The sequence below is a fragment of the Streptomyces sp. RK62 genome (assembly GCF_018070255.1).
Classification (GTDB): domain Bacteria; phylum Actinomycetota; class Actinomycetes; order Streptomycetales; family Streptomycetaceae; genus Streptomyces; species Streptomyces nigra.
This window is the reverse complement of sequence record NZ_JAGPYD010000020.1, coordinates 26,095-44,943: the sequence shown is the minus strand read 5'-3', so window position 1 is coordinate 44,943 and position 18,849 is coordinate 26,095. Positions and strand designations below refer to the sequence as shown.

The following is an 18,849-nucleotide window of genomic DNA, read 5'->3' as shown; positions in this document are numbered from 1 at the left end:
GCGATGCACGGCCCCAGACCCCGCTCCCTGATCCGGCCTGATCCAAACGAAAGGCCCTAGTCGATCCGGCACAGGCAGAACGGATGGCCCACCGGGTCGGCGTACACCCGGAAGCCCTCCTCGTCCTGGGCCTGAAGCAGCCGCGCGCCCAGCTCCAGCACCTTCTCCTGGGCCGCGTCGACCTCCTCCCAGGTCGCCCCGGCGTCGAAGTCGAGGTGGAACTGCTGGGAGTCGCGGTCGGCGCGCGGCCAGTCCGGCGGGGCGTACCCCGGCGCCCGCTGGAAGGCCAGCCGCGGCCCGTCCGGGAGCCGCAGCACGACCCAGTCCGGGTCCTCGTCCTCCGGGGTGCCGCCGCCGACGCCCGCGTAGAAGCGGGCGAGAGCCCGCGGGTCGGGGCAGTCGACGACGACGGAGCGCAGACGCGCCGCGGGTGCCATGGGAGTCCTCCTCGCTCAGCAGGCGCACAGGCAGAACGGGTGCCCCGCCGGGTCCGCGTAAACCCGGAAGGTCCGCTCGCGGTCGTCGGTCTCCAGCGGCCGGGCGCCCAGCTCCAGCACCGCCTTCTCGGCCGCGTCCAGGTCCTCGACCGTCAGGTCCAGATGGAACTGCTGCGAGTGCTCCGCCGACGGCCACCGGGGCGGCACATGGCCGGGCGCCGCCTGGAAGGCCAGCGTCGGCCCGCCCGGCACCTTCAGGTCCACCCACTCGCCCTCGTCCACGATCGTGCCGTCCAGGAGCTGGGCGTAGAACTCCGCGAGCGCGCGCGGGTCGGGACAGTCCAGGACGACGGAGCCCACTTCGGCGATGGCCATGACTTCCTCCTCGAAGCCTCGGTTACCTGCAGACCGTGTTTACCGGTAACTGCGTTACCCCATGCTTGCCTATAGGAGGTAACGTCGCAAGGGGATATGCGGAAGCGGGGATAGCGTGCAGCCATGAGTGACAGATCGCCCGCGCCCGGGGCCCTGGAGCTGGTCGAGGCCCTGGTCAACACGGTGGACCTGGAGTCCGGCGCCGACGCGCTCGACACGGTCGAGGGCCGGGCGCGCTTCGGGCTGGCCGAGGCCGACCTGGCGGGCGCGCGCGAACTGCGGGAGTCCCTGCGGGCGGTCCTCCTGGCGCACGCCGGGCATCCGCCGCACCGCGCGGTCACCCCGCTCGGCGAGCTGCTCGCCGCCGCCCCGCTCGTGGTCGCCGTCGACACCGCCGACGGCTCGGCCGCCCTCACCGCCGCGTCGGGCGGGCCCCTGGCCTCCCGGGTGGCCGCCGCCGTCGCCCAGGGCCTCGTCGACGGCACCTGGATGCGCCTCAAGGCCTGCGAGGCGGCCGACTGCCACTGGGCGTACTACGACCGCAGCCCGGCGGGCCGTGGCCGCTGGTGCTCGATGCAGGTGTGCGGGGCGCGCGCCAAGATGCGCCGTTACCGCGCGAAATGAGCCACCGGGCGCACCTTTTAGCAAGGTTGTTGAAGATTCATTCGGCAATGCGCGGTGGTGTGCGGCAGAATGCGAAGGACGCCGTTTCGGCCGACTGAGCCTCGGCCGAAACGGCGTCCTTCGTCTCCAGGTCGTGAAGGGTCAGGCTGTCGGCCGGCCCATCGCCCGGTACGTCCAGCCCGCGCCCCGCCACAGCTCCGGGTCCAGCGCGTTGCGGCCGTCCAGGATCAGCCGGGTCGCCGCGACCTCGCCGAGCTCCCGCGGGTCCAGCTCGCGGAACTCCCGCCACTCCGTCAGATGCAGCACCACGTCCGCGCCGCGCACCGCCTCGATCGCGGTGTCCGCGTATCCGAGCGTCGGGAACAGCCGGCGGGCGTTGGTCATGCCCTTCGGGTCGTACACCGTCACCTGGCCGCCCTGCAGATGGATCTGCCCGGCGACGTTCAGCGCCGGCGAGTCCCGCACGTCGTCCGAGTCGGGCTTGAACGTGGCGCCGAGCACCGCGACCCGCTTGCCCAGGAAGGGCCCGCCGCCCAGCGCCTCACGGGCCAGCTCCACCATCTGACCGCGCTGGCGCATGTTGATCGAGTCGATCTCGCGCAGGAACGTCAGCGCCTGGTCCGCGCCCAGCTCGCCCGCGCGCGCCATGAACGCCCGGATGTCCTTGGGCAGGCAGCCGCCGCCGAAGCCGATGCCGGCCCGCAGGAACTTCTTACCGATCCGGTCGTCGTGCCCGATGGCCTCCGCCAGCTTCGCCACATCGCCGCCGGCCGCCTCGCAGACCTCCGCCATCGCGTTGATGAAGGAGATCTTCGTGGCCAGGAAGGAGTTCGCCGAGGTCTTCACCAGCTCGGCCGTCGGGAAGTCCGTCACGACGAAGGGGGAGCCGGCCGCGACCGGCGTCGCGTACACCTCGCGCAGCAGCTTCTCGGCGCGCTCGCTGCGCACGCCCACCACGATCCGGTCCGGGTGCAGGGTGTCCTGCACGGCGAAGCCCTCCCGCAGGAACTCCGGGTTCCAGGCCAGCTCGACCTCGGCCCCGCCCGGCGCCAGCTCCAGCAGCCGCGCCGCGAGGCGGTCCGCGCTGCCCACCGGCACCGTCGACTTGCCGACGACCAGGCACGGCCGGCTCAGATGCTTGGCCAGCGACTCGACGGCCGCGTCGACGTAGCTCATGTCGCAGGCGTACTCGCCGTGCTTCTGCGGGGTGTTCACACAGACGAAGTGCACATCGCCGAACTCGGCGACCTCCGCCCAGTCCATCGTGAACCGCAGCCGTCCCGTCGAGCCCTCGATCCCGGCGACATGCTTGCGCAGCAGGTCCTCCAGGCCCGGCTCGAACATCGGCACCTCGCCGCGGCCCAGCATCTCGATCTTCTCGGGCACCACGTCCAGGCCCAGCACCTCGAACCCGAGCTCGGCCATGGCCGCGGCGTGGGTGGCGCCGAGATAGCCGGTGCCGATCACGGTGATCTTGAGGGCCATGGGGGGACTCCGTAAGTGAGGACGGGCGGTGCGCGCCCGAGCATAGTCAACGGGCCCGGCGGGCAGATTCCCCGCTGTCGCCAAGCTCACGTATCAGTCCTCGGGGGCGACCTCTAAAATTTGAGTTACTTAACGGTAATTAGCGTCGGCATCACCCTTGCCAACACGAGCGTCCCTGGAGCGTGAGAGACCTTGGCCGGATCGGCTGACTTCGACCTGTACCGCCCGACCGAGGAGCACGACATGCTCCGCGACGCGATCCGCTCGCTGGCCGAGGCGAAGATCGCGCCGTACGCCACGGCGGTGGACGAGGAGGCGCGCTTCCCGCAGGAGGCGCACGACGCCCTCGTGGCCAACGACCTGCACGCCGTGCACGTCCCCGAGGAGTACGGCGGCGCGGGCGCCGACGCCCTCGCCACGGTCATCGTGATCGAGGAGGTGGCCCGCGTCTGCGCGTCCTCCTCCCTCATCCCGGCCGTGAACAAGCTCGGCTCGCTGCCGGTCATCCTCTCCGGCTCCGAGGAGCTGAAGAAGAAGTACATGGCCCCGCTCGCCAAGGGCGACGGCATGTTCTCCTACTGCCTGTCCGAGCCCGACGCGGGCTCCGACGCGGCAGGCATGAAGACCAAGGCCGTCCGTGACGGCGACCACTGGGTCCTCAACGGCGTGAAGCGCTGGATCACCAACGCCGGCGTCTCCGAGTTCTACACGGTCATGGCCGTCACCGACCCGACCAAGCGCTCCAAGGGCATCTCCGCCTTCGTGGTCGAGAAGGGCGACGAGGGCGTCTCCTTCGGCGCCCCGGAGAAGAAGCTCGGCATCAAGGGCTCCCCGACCCGCGAGGTCTACCTGGACAACGTCCGCATCCCCGCCGACCGCATGATCGGCGAGGAGGGCACCGGCTTCGCCACCGCGATGAAGACGCTGGACCACACCCGCATCACCATCGCGGCCCAGGCCCTCGGCATCGCCCAGGGCGCCCTCGACTACGCCAAGGGCTACGTCCAGGAGCGCAAGCAGTTCGGCAAGCCGATCGCCGACTTCCAGGGCATCCAGTTCATGCTCGCCGACATGGCGATGAAGATCTCGGCCGCCCGCGCCCTGACCTACCAGGCCGCCGCCGCCTCCGAGCGCGGCGACGCCGACCTCACCTACCTCGGCGCCGCGGCCAAGTGCTTCGCCTCCGACGCCGCCATGGAGGTCACCACCGACGCCGTCCAGCTCCTCGGCGGCTACGGCTACACCCGCGACTACCCGGTGGAGCGCATGATGCGCGACGCCAAGATCACCCAGATCTACGAGGGCACCAACCAGGTCCAGCGCATCGTGATGGCGCGCAACCTGCCGTAGCCCCGCGGGACTTGACGAGGAAGGGCGTCCGGGTGCTCCGGGCGCCCTTCACTCGTTCGGGCCCGAAGAGACGGGGACGGTGGAATGGGGGAGTGTGCACCCTGTGCGCGTTCTGTCGGGAATTGTTGCGGTCGGTCCGATGGCGCCCCGCTTCGGGCGGGCGTAGGACAGAAGGGCACGGGGCCCGCCCCGGGCTCCCGCGTCCCCAGGAGGAGTCATGACCCAGCCCGGAACCATGCCCGCCATGACCAAGGAGATGCAGGACTGCGTCGACGCCTGCATGACGTGCCACAGCGTCTGCGAGGAGACCATGAGCTCCCTCATGCAGATGGGCGGCCAGGGCCAGATGCAGGTCATGCGGGCGCTCATGGACTGCGCCGAGACGACCCGCATGTGCGCCGACATGATGATGCGCCGCTCGCCGATGTCGGCCGAGATGTGCGCGATGTGCGCCAGGGCGTGCGAGATGTGCGCGGAGGCGTGTATGTCCATGCCGGACGATCCGCAGATGATGCGGTGCGCCGAGGCGTGTCGCCGCTGCGCCACGACCTGTCGCGCGATGGCCGGCGCCACCATGTGACACCGCCCGGCACACGCACGAGGGCACCCCGGCCGGGGTGCCCTCGCTCGCGTGCGGGTGCGCTACTTGCCGGTGACGGTCACCGTCTCGTCGTTCTTCAGCTCCTGCACCAGCTTCTTCACCTTGGCGGTGTCCCACTGGAGGTTGCCGTTGCCGGCGTTCCCCGAGATCGGCATGTTCATCGAGGTGCCGTCGCCGCCGCTGACGCCCTTCATCGCCCAGAACATCGAGGCCAGGTCCCACAGGCCCATGTCCTCGTCGACGATCAGGGAGTCCAGGCCGGCGCCCATCGTCGGGTAGAGCTTGAAGGGGTTCAGGACCGTGCCCGGCGTCGCCACCTGGTTCGCCAGGGCCGACAGGAACTTCTGCTGGTTCTTGGTGCGGTCCAGGTCGGAGCCGGGCAGTGCGTACCGGGTGCGGACGAAGGCCAGGGACTCCTCGCCGTTCAGGGTCTGCTTGCCCTTCTTGAAGTCGGCGCCGGACTTGGTGTCCTTGATGTCCCGGGGGATGTCGATCTCGACGCCGCCGACCGAGTCCACGATGTTCGCGAAGCCCGCGAAGCCGATCTCGACGTAGTGGTCGATGTGCAGCCCGGTGTTGGCCTCGACGGTGCGGACCAGCAGCTCGGGGCCGTCCTCGGCGTAGGCCGCGTTCAGCTTCGTCTGCCGCCCGGTGCCCTGGTAGAGCTTCCCGGAGTCCGAGCCCTTGTACGAGGGGATCGTGACGTTGGAGTCACGCGGCAGCGATATCAGCGTGGGGCTGCCGCCGCCGGTGTGCAGGATCATCATCGAGTCCGTGCGCTTGCCCTCGGCGGACCCGGTGTGCAGGTTCTTCTTCTGCTCGTCGGTCATGCCCTCACGGCTGTCGGAGCCGACGATGAGGTAGTTGGTGCCCTCGCCCGCCTCCGGCCGGTCGATGACCTTGGACAGGTCGACGTCGCGGTTCAGCTTGGAGTCGGCCCAGAAGTACGTGGCGACGCTCGTCACGACCAGCAGTGTGACCAGGGTGATCGAGGTCACCTTGATCCGGCGCCGCCAGTTCGGCGCGGGCCGCCCACCGCGGGGTCCGCCGCCGTCCCCGGCGCCGCCTCCGCCGCCGTACACCTGTCCGGTGTTGTAGCCGCTGTCGTACCCGTCGTCATAGCCGCCGTGGCCCTGTCCGTCCACGTACGAGGGCTGGCGCGGCACACCGCCGTAGCCCTGGCCGGGCGGCGCCCCCTGGCCGCGGCGGACCTGCCGCATCACGCGGGCGCTCTCCGGCTGCGCGTCAGCGCTGCCGCGCCCGTACCGGGTGCCGCGGTCGTCGTCGGACCATCGCTGGGGCCAGTCATTCATGGGCTTAAGTGTGCAGGGCGCGACCGGGTCCCCCACAAGGTTCGAAGGAAAATAGAGGCACGGCTGTTGCGAACCCAACACAAAGTCCGCGATTCCCACCTCGGCATAAGGTGGAGGACATGACAGACCAGGCCACCACCGCGGAAGCGGACACCGAGGAGATCCCGGGCAAGCCGATCTCCGCGTCCCGCACCACCCTCAGCCACATCATGACCCACAGCGACACCAACCTCCTGGGGACCGTGCACGGTGGCGTGATCATGAAACTGGTGGACGACGCCGCGGGCGCGGTGGCCGGCCGGCACAGCGGCGGTCCCGCCGTCACCGCCTCGATGGACGAGATGGCCTTCCTGGAGCCGGTCCGCGTCGGCGACCTGGTCCATGTGAAGGCGCAGGTCAACTGGACGGGCCGGACCTCGATGGAGGTCGGCGTACGGGTCCTGGCCGAGCGCTGGAACGAGTCGACGCCGCCCACCCAGGTGGGCTCCGCCTACCTCGTCTTCGCCGCGGTCGACGCCGACGGCAAGCCGCGCCGCGTCCCGCCGGTGATACCGGAGACGGACCGCGACCGGCGCCGCAACCAGGAGGCGCAGATCCGCCGCACCCATCGTCTGGCCCGTCGGCGGGCCATCATGGAGCTGCGCGCGAAGCGGGCGGCGGAGGGCTTCGACGACTGACCCCCGGCCGGGCCCGGCTCAGGCGCAGCCGGCCTCGTCGCCCCTGAGGACCACGGTGTCCCGGGTGGGGTCCGCGGCCCGCACCTTGCGGACCGTGCCGAAGTCCGTGCCGACGATCACCTTCAGGGTCGGGCCCAGCCCCTTGACCGCCCGCAGCTCGCTGCCGGGCAGGGCCGCGGCGAGCGACTTCGCCGAGCGGTCCCAGCCGGGGTCGTGGGCGACGACCGTCCGCTTCACCGAGCGGTCGGCCGCGTCCACCGGCTGTCCCGTCGTACGGAACCCGGCGGCCGCGAGCGCCGTGTCGGCGCGCTTTCCGAGGCCGGTGCGATGGGTGCCGTTCTCCACCTGGACACGGATCTGCTGGGGGGCGACCTCGACGGTGACGGCCTTGCGCTTCGTGCGGTGCGCGGCCAGCGGGCGGTCCTCGCGCAGCGCGCGGAACAGGCGCTCGGCGCGTGCGGTGTCCCACTTCACGGTGGAGCCGAGGCCCTTCACCAGGTAGCCGAGCTGCCCGATCGGGACGGTGGCGAACTCCGACGACGACGGGGAGAAGTTCCGCATCGCCCGCCCCAGGTCCAGCAGCTCGCCGGTGCCGAAGCCTTTGTCGGCGCGGACCGAGCCGAGCACGGCGCGGGTCACGTCCCGGAACCGGATGGGGTTCAGCAGGATGCCGGACGACGTCGCCCGTTCGATCAGGGCCGCCATGAAGCGCTGCTGGCGCTGGACCCGCCCCAGGTCGGCGTCGCCGTCGATGTGCCGGGCGCGCACGAACTGCAGCGCCTCGCCGCCCCTCAGCCTGTGGTCGCCGGCGGGCAGATCCAGGCCCGTGTAGGAGTCCTTCAGCGGGGTGGAGGTGCAGATCCGCACCCCGCCGAGCACGTCGACCGTCTTCATGAAGCTGGTGAAGTCGACCTCCAGATAGTGGTCGATCTTGACGTGGGTCATGTGCTCGACCGTGCGCACGGTCAGTCGCGGGCCGCCCTCCGCGTACGCCGCGTTCAGCTTGATGGGGTGGGCGGGCCGGCCGTCGGCTGCGGGCACCTCGGCGTAGGAGTCGCGGGGCAGGCTCACCACGCTCGCCCGCTCCCGGTCCTCCGAGATGTGCACGAGCATGATCGTGTCGGTGCAGTGGCAGGGGGCGCCGCCCAGCCGGTACTTGCGCCGCTCCTGCGGGGTGATGCGGTCGCGGCCGTCGGTGCCGACCAGCAGGACGTTCATCCCGTGCCCGCCCTGCGGCCGGTTCTTCATGTCCTTGAACGGGTCCACCCGCGCGATCTTCGCGTCCAGGCTGGTCACCACCGCGTGCCCGATCCCGGCGGAGGCCAGGACGACGACGGAGAGCGTGGTCACCGCCCGCATGGCCCAGCGGGGCCGCCTGCGCCGAACGGGCGCGACCGGCCGCGCCCCGCCGCGGGACGGCTGCGGGCTGCGCTGCGGGGAGCCGGAGGAGCGGCGGGGCGGCGTGGGCATGAAGGGATACCTCCGCTGGGGCGTGCCCTGGGGGCCGTACGTGGGATCCGTGAGCACCGTAGGCCCATACGATCTGCTGCCCGGTGCACCGGACACGGCGGGGCGCACCCGTGTCCCCCGTTCGCGGTAACGTGAGCCCCCTATGAACGCCAATCCCGACGTGCAGCTCCCCGCCGTGTCCGTCATCATGCCCGTCCTCAACGAGGAGCGGCATCTGCGCGGAGCCGTCCAAGCGATCCTCGCGCAGGAGTACGCCGGCGAGATGGAGGTCGTGATCGCCCTCGGTCCGTCCACGGACCGCACGGACGAGATCGCCGCCGAGCTCGTGGCCGAAGACCCGCGCGTTCACACCGTCCCGAACCCGACCGGCCGGACGCCCGCCGCCCTGAACGCGGCGATCAAGGCGTCCCGCCACCCGATCGTCGTCCGCGTCGACGGGCACGGCATGCTCTCGCCGAACTACATCGCGACCGCCGTACGGCTCCTGGGGGAGACCGGCGCGCAGAACGTCGGCGGCATCATGCACGCCGAGGGTGAGAACGCCTGGGAGCAGGCCGTCGCCGCCGCGATGACGTCGAAGATCGGCGTCGGCAACGCCGCCTTCCACACGGGCGGTGAGGCGCAGGCCGCCGAGACCGTGTACCTGGGTGTCTTCCGGCGCGAGGCGCTGGAGCAGCAGGGCGGCTACAACGAGGAGTTCATCCGCGCCCAGGACTGGGAGCTGAACTTCCGGATCCGCGAGGCGGGCGGCCTGATCTGGTTCTCGCCCGAGCTGAAGGTCTCGTACCGCCCCCGTCCGTCGGTGAAGGCCCTCGCCAAGCAGTACAAGGACTACGGCCGCTGGCGCCATGTCGTCGCCCGCTACCACGCCGGTTCCATCAACCTGCGCTATCTGGCCCCGCCGACGGCGGTCTGCGCGATCGCGGCGGGCCTGGTGCTGGGCGCCGCGGTGACCCCGTGGGCGCTGGTCGTCCCCGGCGGCTACCTCGCGGCCATCACCGCGGGCTCGCTGCCGGCCGGCAAGGGCCTGCCGCTGAAGGCCCGGCTCCAGATCCCGGTCGCCCTGGCCACCATGCACATGTCCTGGGGCTACGGCTTCCTGACCAGCCCGCGCTCCCTGGCCCGCAAGGTCATAGCCTCCCGCCGCCCGGCGGTCCACAACGCCGAAGCGACCTCCTGACCCAACGGCCTTTATGCGAACGAGGGTTGCCGCAGCACTGCGGCAACCCTCGTTCGCATACGGACGTCAGCCGCAATGGAACCGGCCCGACGGCGGGACGTGGTCCTGCAGGAAGTCGGCGCCGCCGTTGGGACGCCCCATGTCCAACTCGAAGTTGATACGGGTGTTCTCTCGGGTGGGGGCGGTGGCCGGTGGCTACCAGCGGTACGGTGCGTAGACCTCCATGCACTGGTCCTCGTCCGAGCCGTTGATGGCGTCGGAGTTCTCCGGGAGGCTGCCCGCCGACGGCTTGGACTCCTTCGGGTACGCCGTGCCCGTACGCCAGTCGGAGCCGACGACGACCGTGACGCCCGAGACGTCCGTGGTCCGGCGTACCGAACTCTCCGGGATGCCCAGCGCCTTGGCGACCTGCAGCGCCTCGCCCTTGAGGTCCTCGCTCGGGTAACGCACCACCGTGCGCTCCACGGAGACCGCCTGTGACGAGTCCTGCAGCGCCTGGGTGAACCCCTGGCCGACCAGGTGCCGGGCGATCGCGTGGGCGCGGCCGGAGACGGGGGCGAGGGTGGCGGTCCGGGTGCCGTTCACCACGGAGACGCCGATGCTCTCCGGGGCGGACGTGGGGGCGGCGGAGGCCGCCTTCTCCTCGCCGGCGTCCTTGCCGGCGTCCTTGCCCTTGCCGTTCTTGTCGAAGGGCACGTCCTCGCGGAGCATCTGCCACATCTTGTCGGCACCCGACCCCGGGACCAGATGGTTGGCGTTCTGCGGATCCTGGACGTTGGGCATCGTCGTCATCGTGATCCGGTCCGTCGGCACGGACTTGAGTTGCATACCGAGGTCGTACAGCTTCTTCACGGTGCCGATCTCCTCGGACACCGTCAGCGACTTCGTCGCCGCCTCGGCCAGGTCCATCAGGCGCCCGGTGTCGGTGAAGACGTTCTGCTTCTTCAGCGTGCGGATCATCGAGTTCATGTACATGTGCTGGGCGCGCGCCCGCAGCGGATCGCTGCCCCACGCGTGCCGGGTGCGCAGCCACTGCAGCGCCTGCTTGCCCTCGACGTCCTTGCGGCCGGCCTTCATCTTCAGCCCGGAGCCGCCGGGCACGCCCGGCAGCGGACGGTCCCACACGTTCTGCTTCACACAGACCTCGACGCCGCCGATGGCGTCCGCCATGCTCACCACGCCGGCGAAGTCGATCGTCATCCAGTGGTCGATGTAGACCCCGGTGAGGTTCTGCCAGGTGGCCAGGGTGCAGCCGGCGCCGCCGCGGGCCAGCGACGAGTTGATGATGTCGTTGGTCGCCGGGTACTTCTTGCCCGTCTCGGGGTCGGTGCACGCGGGGATGTCCACGCGGGTGTCCCGCGGGATGCTCACCACCGCGGCGCTCTCGCGGTCCGCGGACAGATGGATGAGCATCTGCACATCGCCCAGCGGCGGATTGCCCCGGTTGTCCCGGCTGCCGCCCAGCGCGACGTTCGCGTCGGAGTTACGGCTGTCCGAGCCGATCAGCAGGATGTTCACCGGGGTCTGGCCGGCCGCGTTGGGCTCGGCCTTCTTCGCCTTGGAGTCGCCGCTGGTGCGCTCGCCCTTCTCGATGTTGGCGTTCAGATGCCGGTAGTACAGATACCCGGCACCGGCCGTCCCGAGTATGACGACCGCCAGGATCGTCGCCGACCAGCGCAGCGCACGCCGCTTGCGGCGCCCGTCGCCGGGCCGCCCCGAGCCGCCCTCACGTCCCCCGCCGTGCAGCCCGCCGCCCGAGCCGTCCGGTTCGGCCGGCGTGCCCTGACCGGGCTGCCGGGTGAGCGACATCGTGTCGTCCACAGCGGGGACCTCCCCCCGCACACCGCTCTGCGCCAACTCTCTGCCCTTCCCCACCCCTGGCCCGCACACCGTCGCTCCGCGCCGGACCTCCCTGTCCGCGGCGGAGCGAACCTCTGTATCGAGCCAACCTGTCCGACATCCGGTCCGCGAACTGTCAGACCGCTCGGGGCCCGATCAGGGTTCGCCATGTGTCGGCAAAATCACGTCCGGCACGGCCGCACGGTGTGCCGGGCGACACCGCCCGGCACACCACGTCCTGTGTCAGACCAACGAGAGCCCGGCACAGTTGCGTTCCCGGCCGGAAACCGTGGCTACTTCGCGCACTGCACCTGGTCCGCGGTGGACTTCTCCACGTCCGGCGCCTTGGTCGGAGCCGTCAGGGGGACCCCCGCCCCCTTGAAGTCCTTGCCCAGCGTCAGCGTCATCGTGGGCAGGCCCTGGGAGTTCTCCACGCTCTCGCCGGGCTTCATCGCCGACCCGGAGAGCCCCATGATGGCGGCGAGCCGGCGGGCCTGGTCGGCCTGGTCCGGCGCGTACTCCAGCGTCGTCTTCTTCAGCTCCGCCGGGGCGTTGCCCGCGTTCTCCGACTTGGTCACGTTCTCCTCGGTCTGCAGCCAGGAGAGCGTCTCCTGGGCGCTGCCCGCGGGGGCACCGCCGTTGAAGATACGCACCCGGACCTCGGAGGCGTCGGCCTTGGAGCCCTTGAGCCGGGCCGCCACCGCGGACGCCTCCTTCTTCTTCTGCTGCTTGATGTCGGAGAAGGAGACGTCGTTCTGGATCGCCTGGAAGACCTCCGGCGCCTTCGTCGGGTTGAGGACGACGGTCACCTTGACCTTCTCGGCCGGGTTGTCGATGACCGGGACCGTCGTGAAGGTCAGATTCTTGACGTTGAGCTTGCCCAGCTCCAGACCGAGGTCCTTCAGCTTGTCGATGCTGTCGAGCTGCGAGTCGACGGTGAGCGCCTTGGTGCCCGCCTCGGCCAGCTTGAACATCTTCGTCGGGCTCGTGAGCGTGTCGTTGGACTTCAGCTGGCGCATCAGCGCGCTCAAAAACTGCTGCTGGAGCCCGATCCGGCTCAGGTCGCCGCCGAGACCGACGGAGTGCCGGGTGCGGACGAACGCCAGCGCCTGCTCGCCCTCGATGATGTGCTTGCCCTTCGGTAGATCCAGGTGCGAGTCCGGGTCGTCGATGTCCTTGGCCAGGCACACCTCGACACCGCCCACGGCCGACGTCAGCGTCTTCACCGCGTTGAAGTCGGCCACCATGAAGTTGTCCGGCTTGACCCCGGTCAGCTCCGTCACCGTCCGCATCGTGCAGCTGGGCGTACGGCCCGACTGGCCGAGGCTCTCGTTGAAGCGGGCGCCGGCCTTGCCCTGGATGACCTTCTGGCTGCCGTCCTCCTGCTCCGTGGGGCAGTCGGGGATGTCGACGATCAGGTCGCGCGGGATGCTCAGCGCGGTCGCGTTCGAGCGGTCCTTGGAGACGTGCAGCAGGATCGTGGTGTCGGCGTGGCCGGCGCTGCCGGAGTCGCCGTACTTGTCGTTGCCCGCCCCGGTGCGCTTGTCCGTGCCGATCAGCAGGATGTTGATGGCCTTGTCCTTGCTGAAGCCACCGGTGCTCGCGCCGTCGTCGGAGACGGACTGGATGTTGTCGTTGAGGTGCTCGAGATAGAGGTAGGCACCGGCCGCGGCGGCGACCACCACGAACGCCATCACGCCACCCGTCCACAGCACGGCCTTCTTGGCCCGGCTCTTCTTCTTCAACGGCCGCCGCGAACGGCGTCCCGGTGGCGGCTCCTCCGACTCGCTCCGGCGCCTGCGCTGGACCGGGACCTCACGGCCCGGCGCAGGGCGCTGCTCGGGCGCGGCCGCGCGGTCGCGGACGGCACCCCCCGGCCGCCCGCCGCCACCGGGGCCCGCGGGCCCTCCGGCGCGCGAGGCAGGCCTGCGCGGCCCCGGGACCGGTGATTGCGGTCCGGAAGGGGTCAGTCGCAGTTCGTATTCACCGGTGTTCGGATTGAGCACCCACTGGTCTGCGGGGTCGATGTCGTCCGCCCGCCCACGGCCTTGCGCGTCCACGGTTGTCTGAATCCTCCGTCGGGGCCACGCGGCGCCTACCCCTCCAAGGCGCTCGGGTCTCTCGGTCAAACAGTGCGCGAGCCTAAGTACGGCAGGGTGCACCGGATCGCTCACACTATCCGCCCAGTTCAGCGTCGAGCGAGAACGGTGACAAATTCCACGTCCCTACAACTGGGCAATTCCGCCCAATCCCCTGGACAGGCCTCCTTGACTTGGGAAGCGCTTTACTCGCAGGAGTTCTCGGCGGCTGTGTTGCCGCGGAACGTGGGGGCCGGGGAAGCGGGTCCGGCGGGTTCGTCCGGGCGCCCCGGAACGGCTTTCGCGTCGCCGTCCGCGGAACTCCCCTGGGTGGATTCGCCCCGGGAAGCCGGGGATTTCCCGCGTGAATCCGCGACCGCCACCGGCAGATCGAGACGCAGCCGCTCGAAGAGACGCTGCGCCTCGGGTTCCACCAGCTGGTCACGATTGGCGTTGTAGACGTAGGACTCGCGCGGGACGGTGAGGAATTGCACGCGTTCGGTGGGGATGTCACGCACGCTGCGCACGAGGTCGTACAAACCGCGCAAACTGGCCAGCGCCGGGTCGGTGGTGAGGGAGGACGTCGCCGCGTCCAGCACCGGATAGAGCCGCACCGGGTTCAGCAGGACGTCGTTGCTCCGCACCTTGTGCACGAGGGCCGCGAGGAAGCGCTGCTGGCGCTCCATGCGGTCGGTGTCGCTGCCGTCGCCGAGGGACTTGCGGGCGCGGACGTAGCCGAGGGCCTGCTCGCCGTCGAGCGTCACCTTCCCGGCCGGCAGGCGGAGCTTGGCCGCCTTGTCGCGGATGGGCTTCGTCAGGCAGATCTCCACGCCGTCGACGGCGTCCACCATCTCCTTGAAGCCGTGGAAGTCCACGACCATGTGGTGGTCCACACGGATGTTGGTCATCCGTTCCACCGTGCGGATCGTGCAGGCCGAACCGCCCACTTGGAACGCGTAGTTGAACATCGCGAACATGGGCCGGCTGCGTCCGCCCTCCGTCCGCCGGCAGCCGGGGACGTCGACCATCAGGTCCCGGGGTATCGACATGGCGGTCGCGCTGCGGTGGTCGGCGGACAGATGCAGCAGGATCGTGGTGTCGGACCGCTCGGTGCCCGAGTCGCGGCCGTAGCGCCGGTTGCCGTCGCCGGCCCGCGAGTCCGAGCCGATGACGAGGATGTTCTGCGCCCCGCGCACGGCCGCGCTCGGCCGCTCCTTCTCGTACCGGGCGAGTTCGGCGGCAGCGGCCTCGTCCGGGGTGATGTTCCCGTCGAGCTTCGCGTACACCAGCCAGCCGGTACCGGCGGCGGCCAGGAGCAGCACTCCGGCCCCGACGGCCCCGCGCCGCACCCATGTCCTCCTGGCCGACGCCCCCCGGCGCGAGCCTGCGGTCTCGGTCACGGCTGGGTCCACCCCTCATGACATGGCGCGTGCGGTGTGGGCTGCTCCTACGACCATGGCGCCGATGCCGTCCGGGCGGCGGATGGTGCTGCGCCGAACGAGTGACGGGAGGGGGTGGCTCCGCCGGGCTTCCACGTGGCGGGGGCCGCTGGTGATGGGGCTTTCAGGTGGCGGGGCCCCTGGTGTCGGGGCCGTCGGGGGCCGGCCCCGGCTCAGCGGGCGGTGGTGGTCACCCGTTCCGCCTCGATCCGCCGGGCCAGCGCCTCCTCGTCCAGCGATTCGGCGTTGCGGCAGAGCACGACCGAGCCACCCGTCGCCAGCGCCGCGTACAGCCCGGCGTCGAGACCCTCCCAGGTGTCGTACGGCAGCGTCGACAGGATGCGCGAGCCCGGTCCGGTCAGCCCCAGGCCCGGTGCCTCGGCGCGGGCCCGCTCCACCACCTCGGCGGCGCTGAACTCCCGCCCGGCCACGATCAGCGCCGGCTCGTCGGGGTCCACCGGCGCGAACGGCGCGAAGCGGTCGCCCTGGCTCGGCACCTCCACCGCGTAGTCGGCGAAGCCCTCCGGGGGCTGCGGGAAACGGCCGCCGAGCGGCCGCAGCGCCAGCGCCACCCGCTCGCCCCGGCAGGCCCGCGCCGCCTCCAGCGTGTCCGGGCCGCTCACCACCACGTCGGCCGCAGCCGGGTCCCCGCCCACGTCCGCGATCGCGCCCACCGACGAACAGGCCAGCAGCCACACGGCGGTCTGCCAGTGCGCGGGCAGCAGCAGCGTGACCCGGTCGCCCGGACCGGCGTTCAGATCGCCCTGGAGCAGGTTCGCCGTCTTGGACACCCAATTGGCGAAGGTGGCCACGGACAATTCGACGCGCTCCCCGGTGGCGTCGTCGTAGAAGGTCACCAGGGGACGTCCGGGATCCGCGGCGAGCGCGGAACGCAGCAGGTCGGCAGGGGTGCGGTCGGTGGCGTTCACCCGCGCAAGCCTACGCGGGCGCCGTCGCCCGCACCCCCACCGGCACCAACGCCCGGCCACCGGTTCGGGCGAACCCCCGCCGACGCCCCGTCAAGTCCTCGATGGACAGGTTTGTATGGCTATGTTCAACATCAGGGGTATGCGTGGATTCCTTGCTTCCTCGATCGGTGTCACGTGTGCGGCCGCTCTCGCTCTCCCGCTCACCCCACCCGCCGTGGCCGCGACCGCGAGACCGGCGACCGGTGCGGAAGCGGCCACGAGCGCGGCCCTGTCGGCCGGCCCGTCGGCGCGCCGGGAGAGCACCGCCGGCAGCACCCAGTCCCTGCCCCTCGTCCCCCTCACCCGTGACCGTGCCGTGGACGGCCCCGCCGCACAGGGGCTGACCCGCCGGACCGTACGTCCCTTCTCCCTCGTCGGCGTCGTCTGGGACGACCCGGCCGCCGAACTCCACGGCCGGGTGCAGATCCGCACCCGGGAGGTGGCCACCGGCGTCTGGTCCGGCTGGCAGGACGTGGAGACCCACAACGCCGACCACGCGGCCGACCCGGACACCGAGGAGGGTGCCGACGGGCGGCTGCGCGGCGCGACGGCCCCCCTCTGGGTCGGCGCGTCGAACGGCGTCGAACTACGGGTCGTCCCGGAGGGTGCCGAACCTGTCCCGGAGGGCCCCGGAACCGCCCCTAAGGGCACCGAACCCGCCCCGGCCGGCGCCGACCCCGCCCCGGACAAGACCCCGGCCGACGGGACTCCGACCGCCGCCGACGGCACCGCGACCGCCGCCGACGGCACCGCGACCGCCACCGACGGCACCCCGGCCGCCGCCCCCGCGGCCGCCGCCCCCCTGCCCACCGGCCTGCGCCTCGAACTCGTCGACCCCGGCGAGGCCGCCCCCCAGGACGAGACGCTCGGCGCGGCCCGGCCCGGCGCCCTGCAGCCCGAGACCGCCGACGCCGTCGCCGGCTCCACCGTCAACGCCGACGTCGCCGCCCTGAGCGCCGCCGAGATCCCCGCCCTCGGCCGGGCCGAGACCGAACGCGAGCTGCTGACCCTGCGCGGCAGCGAACTGACGGCGGCCCAGAAGGCGAAGCCGTACATCGGACCGCGGCCGCGCATCGTCACCCGGCGCGGCTGGGGCGCGAACGAGCGCTGGCGCGAGAGCCGGTTCGTCTACACGAGCAAGGTGAAGGCGGCCTTCGTCCACCACACGGCCACCGGCAGCAAGTACACCTGCGCGCAGGCCCCTTCCGTCATCCGCGGTATCTACCGCTACCACGTCGTGAGCATGGGCTGGCGCGACATCGGCTACAACTTCCTCGTCGACAAGTGCGGAAACATCTACGAGGGCCGGGCCGGGGGCGTCGCGAAGGCCGTCCTGGGCGCCCACACCCGTGGTTTCAACACGAACAGCATGGGGATCGCCGTCCTCGGCAGCTACGGCTCCACCAAGCCGTCCAAGTCCGCCCTGAAGGCCGTCGCCCGCCTCACCGCCTGGAAGCTCGGCCTCTACGGCGCCAATCCGCGCGGAAAGACATATCTGACGTCCGGCGGTGGCAATCTCTACCGAAAGGGAAAGAACGTACGACTGAATGTGATCTCCGGTCACCGGGACGGCTTCTCCACGGAGTGCCCGGGGCTCCAGCTCTACCGCAAGCTCGGCTCGGCCCGTTCGACGGCCGCCCGTTACCAGGGCCGCTGACCACGGGAGGAGCCGACGGGCAAGGACGTCCAGGGAACCCGATCGGACCGGTTGAGGTCTGACAGGGGGCCCTGGACGTCGTCCGGTCGAAGGGGGACTCATGGGGGGCCATGGGGTCGCGTTCACCGCCCTCGGGGCGGGACACGAGGCACCGCACTGCCGTCGAGGGCACCGCGCAACGGTCTGCATACACTGGCCGGCCGAAAGACAGTTCGGGCCGGTCCCGGCAGGAAGCAGAGACGACAGGTGACAGAAGCGATCCTCCTGGTCGGCGGCAAGGGCACTCGGCTGCGTCCGCTCACCGTGCACACGCCGAAGCCCATGGTCCCGGCGGCCGGGGTCCCGTTCCTCACGCACCAGCTGGCGAGAGCGAGAGCGGCGGGCGTCGACCACATCGTGCTGGCGACGTCCTATCTGGCCGAGGTCTTCGAGCCGTACTTCGGCGACGGCTCCGCGCTCGGACTGCACTTGGAGTACGTGACGGAGGAGGAGCCCCTCGGCACCGGCGGCGCGATCCGCAACGTCGCCTCCCGGCTGCGCTCCGCGCCCGACGACCCGGTCCTCATCTTCAACGGCGACATCCTCACCGGCCTGGACATCGCCGCCCTGGTCCGCACCCACGGGACCAGCGGCGCCGACGTCTCCCTGCACCTGACGAAGGTCACGGACCCGCGGGCGTACGGCCTCGTCCCCACCGACGACACCGGCCGGGTCACGGCGTTCCTGGAGAAGCCGCAGACCCCCGAGGAGATCGTCACCGACCAGATCAACGCGGGCGCCTACGTGTTCCGCCGCTCGGTCATCGACACCATCCCGGCCGGCCGCCCCGTCTCCGTGGAGCGCGAGACCTTCCCCGAACTGCTGTCGGCCGGCGCCCATCTCCAGGGCATGGTCGACTCCACGTACTGGCTCGACCTGGGCACGCCCGCGGCCTTCGTGCGCGGCTCCGCCGACCTCGTCCTCGGCCGCGCCCCGTCGCCCGCGGTGCCCGGCCGCTGCGGCGACCGGCTCGTCCTGCCCACGGCCACGGTGGCCGCCGACGCCAAGCTGACCGGCGGCACGGTGGTGGGCGAGGGCGCGTTCGTCGCCGAGGGGGCGCGTGTCTTCGGCAGCACGATCCTGCCGGGCGCCGTCATCGAGCCCGGAGCGGTCATCACCGACTCGCTCATCGGCACCCGCGCCCGGGTGGGCGAGCGCTCGGTCCTCACCGGCACGGTCATCGGGGACGGCGCGGTGGTCGGCGCGGACAACGAACTGCGCGAGGGCGCGCGGATCTGGTGCGACGCCCGTATCCCGGCGGGCGCGGTGCGCTTCTCACCGGACCTGTAGCGGCTGCCGGGTGACGGTGGGCCCGGC

The 18,849-nt window shown here is 71.2% G+C and carries 16 protein-coding genes; 7 read left to right on the top strand and 9 right to left on the bottom strand.

Features of this window, described 5'->3' with window-relative positions; translation table 11 throughout:
- Positions 1–56: 56 nt before the first annotated feature.
- Entirely contained in the window at positions 57–437 is a 381-nt protein-coding gene (locus KBY32_RS31295) for a VOC family protein (RefSeq protein ID WP_210982457.1), read from the bottom strand.
- A gap of 15 nt (positions 438–452) precedes the next feature.
- A complete protein-coding gene (locus KBY32_RS31290) occupies positions 453–812 on the bottom strand; it encodes a VOC family protein (RefSeq protein WP_210982456.1) in 360 nt (119 codons plus the stop codon).
- 123 nt (positions 813–935) lie between these two features.
- Here KBY32_RS31290 and KBY32_RS31285 point away from each other — a divergent pair, with 123 nt between their 5' ends.
- A complete protein-coding gene (locus tag KBY32_RS31285) occupies positions 936–1,436 on the top strand; it encodes a CGNR zinc finger domain-containing protein (protein ID WP_210982455.1) in 501 nt (166 codons plus the stop codon).
- Between the two features lie 141 nt (positions 1,437–1,577).
- Here KBY32_RS31285 and KBY32_RS31280 read toward each other — a convergent pair whose 3' ends face one another.
- Positions 1,578–2,921 (bottom strand): UDP-glucose/GDP-mannose dehydrogenase family protein, encoded by a 1,344-nt coding sequence (locus tag KBY32_RS31280; RefSeq protein ID WP_108707229.1) that lies wholly within the window; start codon positions 2,919–2,921, stop codon positions 1,578–1,580.
- 192 nt (positions 2,922–3,113) lie between these two features.
- Between KBY32_RS31280 and KBY32_RS31275 the strand changes: the two genes are divergently transcribed.
- Both KBY32_RS31275 and KBY32_RS31270 read left to right on the top strand, forming a co-directional pair.
- Entirely contained in the window at positions 3,114–4,271 is a 1,158-nt protein-coding gene (locus tag KBY32_RS31275; RefSeq protein WP_055624254.1) for an acyl-CoA dehydrogenase, read from the top strand.
- 217 nt (positions 4,272–4,488) lie between these two features.
- Positions 4,489–4,851, top strand: a complete 363-nt coding sequence (locus KBY32_RS31270) for a four-helix bundle copper-binding protein (protein WP_210982454.1) — start codon at positions 4,489–4,491, stop codon at positions 4,849–4,851.
- A 62-nt stretch (positions 4,852–4,913) separates the two neighbouring features.
- Here the strand turns inward: KBY32_RS31270 and KBY32_RS31265 are convergent, their stop codons facing one another.
- Positions 4,914–6,185, bottom strand: coding sequence for an LCP family protein (locus KBY32_RS31265; RefSeq protein WP_210982453.1), 1,272 nt, complete (start codon positions 6,183–6,185; stop codon positions 4,914–4,916).
- A gap of 119 nt (positions 6,186–6,304) precedes the next feature.
- On the opposite strand from KBY32_RS31265, the gene KBY32_RS31260 reads away from it, so the two are divergent.
- Positions 6,305–6,862, top strand: a complete 558-nt coding sequence (locus KBY32_RS31260) for an acyl-CoA thioesterase (RefSeq protein ID WP_055624260.1) — start codon at positions 6,305–6,307, stop codon at positions 6,860–6,862.
- Between the two features lie 18 nt (positions 6,863–6,880).
- On the opposite strand, the gene KBY32_RS31255 is transcribed toward KBY32_RS31260, so the two are convergent.
- Positions 6,881–8,332, bottom strand: a complete 1,452-nt coding sequence (locus tag KBY32_RS31255) for an LCP family protein (protein ID WP_079033827.1) — start codon at positions 8,330–8,332, stop codon at positions 6,881–6,883.
- Positions 8,333–8,474: 142 nt separating this feature from the next.
- Between KBY32_RS31255 and KBY32_RS31250 the strand changes: the two genes are divergently transcribed.
- On the top strand, positions 8,475–9,512 hold the full coding sequence (locus KBY32_RS31250; protein ID WP_210982452.1) for a glycosyltransferase family 2 protein: 1,038 nt from the start codon (positions 8,475–8,477) through the stop codon (positions 9,510–9,512).
- Between the two features lie 195 nt (positions 9,513–9,707).
- Here the strand turns inward: KBY32_RS31250 and KBY32_RS31245 are convergent, their stop codons facing one another.
- From KBY32_RS31245 to KBY32_RS31230, 4 genes are all read right to left on the bottom strand, one after another.
- Entirely contained in the window at positions 9,708–11,321 is a 1,614-nt protein-coding gene (locus KBY32_RS31245) for an LCP family protein (RefSeq protein ID WP_210982485.1), read from the bottom strand.
- A 323-nt stretch (positions 11,322–11,644) separates the two neighbouring features.
- Positions 11,645–13,411: an LCP family protein gene (locus tag KBY32_RS31240; RefSeq protein WP_210982451.1), complete on the bottom strand. Its 1,767-nt coding sequence runs from the start codon at positions 13,409–13,411 to the stop codon at positions 11,645–11,647.
- A 224-nt stretch (positions 13,412–13,635) separates the two neighbouring features.
- Positions 13,636–14,829 carry an LCP family protein gene (locus KBY32_RS31235; protein WP_374225006.1) on the bottom strand — a complete coding sequence of 398 codons (1,194 nt, stop codon included), beginning with the start codon at positions 14,827–14,829 and terminating at the stop codon, positions 13,636–13,638.
- A gap of 212 nt (positions 14,830–15,041) precedes the next feature.
- Complete coding sequence (locus KBY32_RS31230; protein WP_115508393.1) at positions 15,042–15,797, bottom strand: TIGR03089 family protein; 756 nt, start codon at positions 15,795–15,797, stop codon at positions 15,042–15,044.
- 139 nt (positions 15,798–15,936) lie between these two features.
- On the opposite strand from KBY32_RS31230, the gene KBY32_RS31225 reads away from it, so the two are divergent.
- Positions 15,937–17,493: a peptidoglycan recognition protein gene (locus KBY32_RS31225; protein ID WP_210982450.1), complete on the top strand. Its 1,557-nt coding sequence runs from the start codon at positions 15,937–15,939 to the stop codon at positions 17,491–17,493.
- A 246-nt stretch (positions 17,494–17,739) separates the two neighbouring features.
- Positions 17,740–18,822: a sugar phosphate nucleotidyltransferase gene (locus KBY32_RS31220; RefSeq protein ID WP_055624268.1), complete on the top strand. Its 1,083-nt coding sequence runs from the start codon at positions 17,740–17,742 to the stop codon at positions 18,820–18,822.
- Positions 18,823–18,849 lie beyond the last annotated feature (27 nt).

Excerpts from the sequence above, each read along its gene's own strand:
- KBY32_RS31265 (WP_210982453.1), bottom strand. The coding sequence starts at position 6,185 with ATGAATGACTGGCCCCAGCGATGGTCCGACGACGACCGCGGCACCCGG.
- KBY32_RS31250 (WP_210982452.1), top strand. The coding sequence starts at position 8,475 with ATGAACGCCAATCCCGACGTGCAGCTCCCCGCCGTGTCCGTCATCATG.
- KBY32_RS31225 (WP_210982450.1), top strand. The coding sequence starts at position 15,937 with ATGCGTGGATTCCTTGCTTCCTCGATCGGTGTCACGTGTGCGGCCGCT.
- KBY32_RS31295 (WP_210982457.1), bottom strand. The coding sequence starts at position 437 with ATGGCACCCGCGGCGCGTCTGCGCTCCGTCGTCGTCGACTGCCCCGAC.
- KBY32_RS31255 (WP_079033827.1), bottom strand. The coding sequence starts at position 8,332 with ATGCCCACGCCGCCCCGCCGCTCCTCCGGCTCCCCGCAGCGCAGCCCG.
- KBY32_RS31290 (WP_210982456.1), bottom strand. The coding sequence starts at position 812 with ATGGCCATCGCCGAAGTGGGCTCCGTCGTCCTGGACTGTCCCGACCCG.
- KBY32_RS31285 (WP_210982455.1), top strand. The coding sequence starts at position 936 with ATGAGTGACAGATCGCCCGCGCCCGGGGCCCTGGAGCTGGTCGAGGCC.
- KBY32_RS31260 (WP_055624260.1), top strand. The coding sequence starts at position 6,305 with ATGACAGACCAGGCCACCACCGCGGAAGCGGACACCGAGGAGATCCCG.
- KBY32_RS31280 (WP_108707229.1), bottom strand. The coding sequence starts at position 2,921 with ATGGCCCTCAAGATCACCGTGATCGGCACCGGCTATCTCGGCGCCACC.
- KBY32_RS31245 (WP_210982485.1), bottom strand. The coding sequence starts at position 11,321 with ATGTCGCTCACCCGGCAGCCCGGTCAGGGCACGCCGGCCGAACCGGAC.
- KBY32_RS31270 (WP_210982454.1), top strand. The coding sequence starts at position 4,489 with ATGACCCAGCCCGGAACCATGCCCGCCATGACCAAGGAGATGCAGGAC.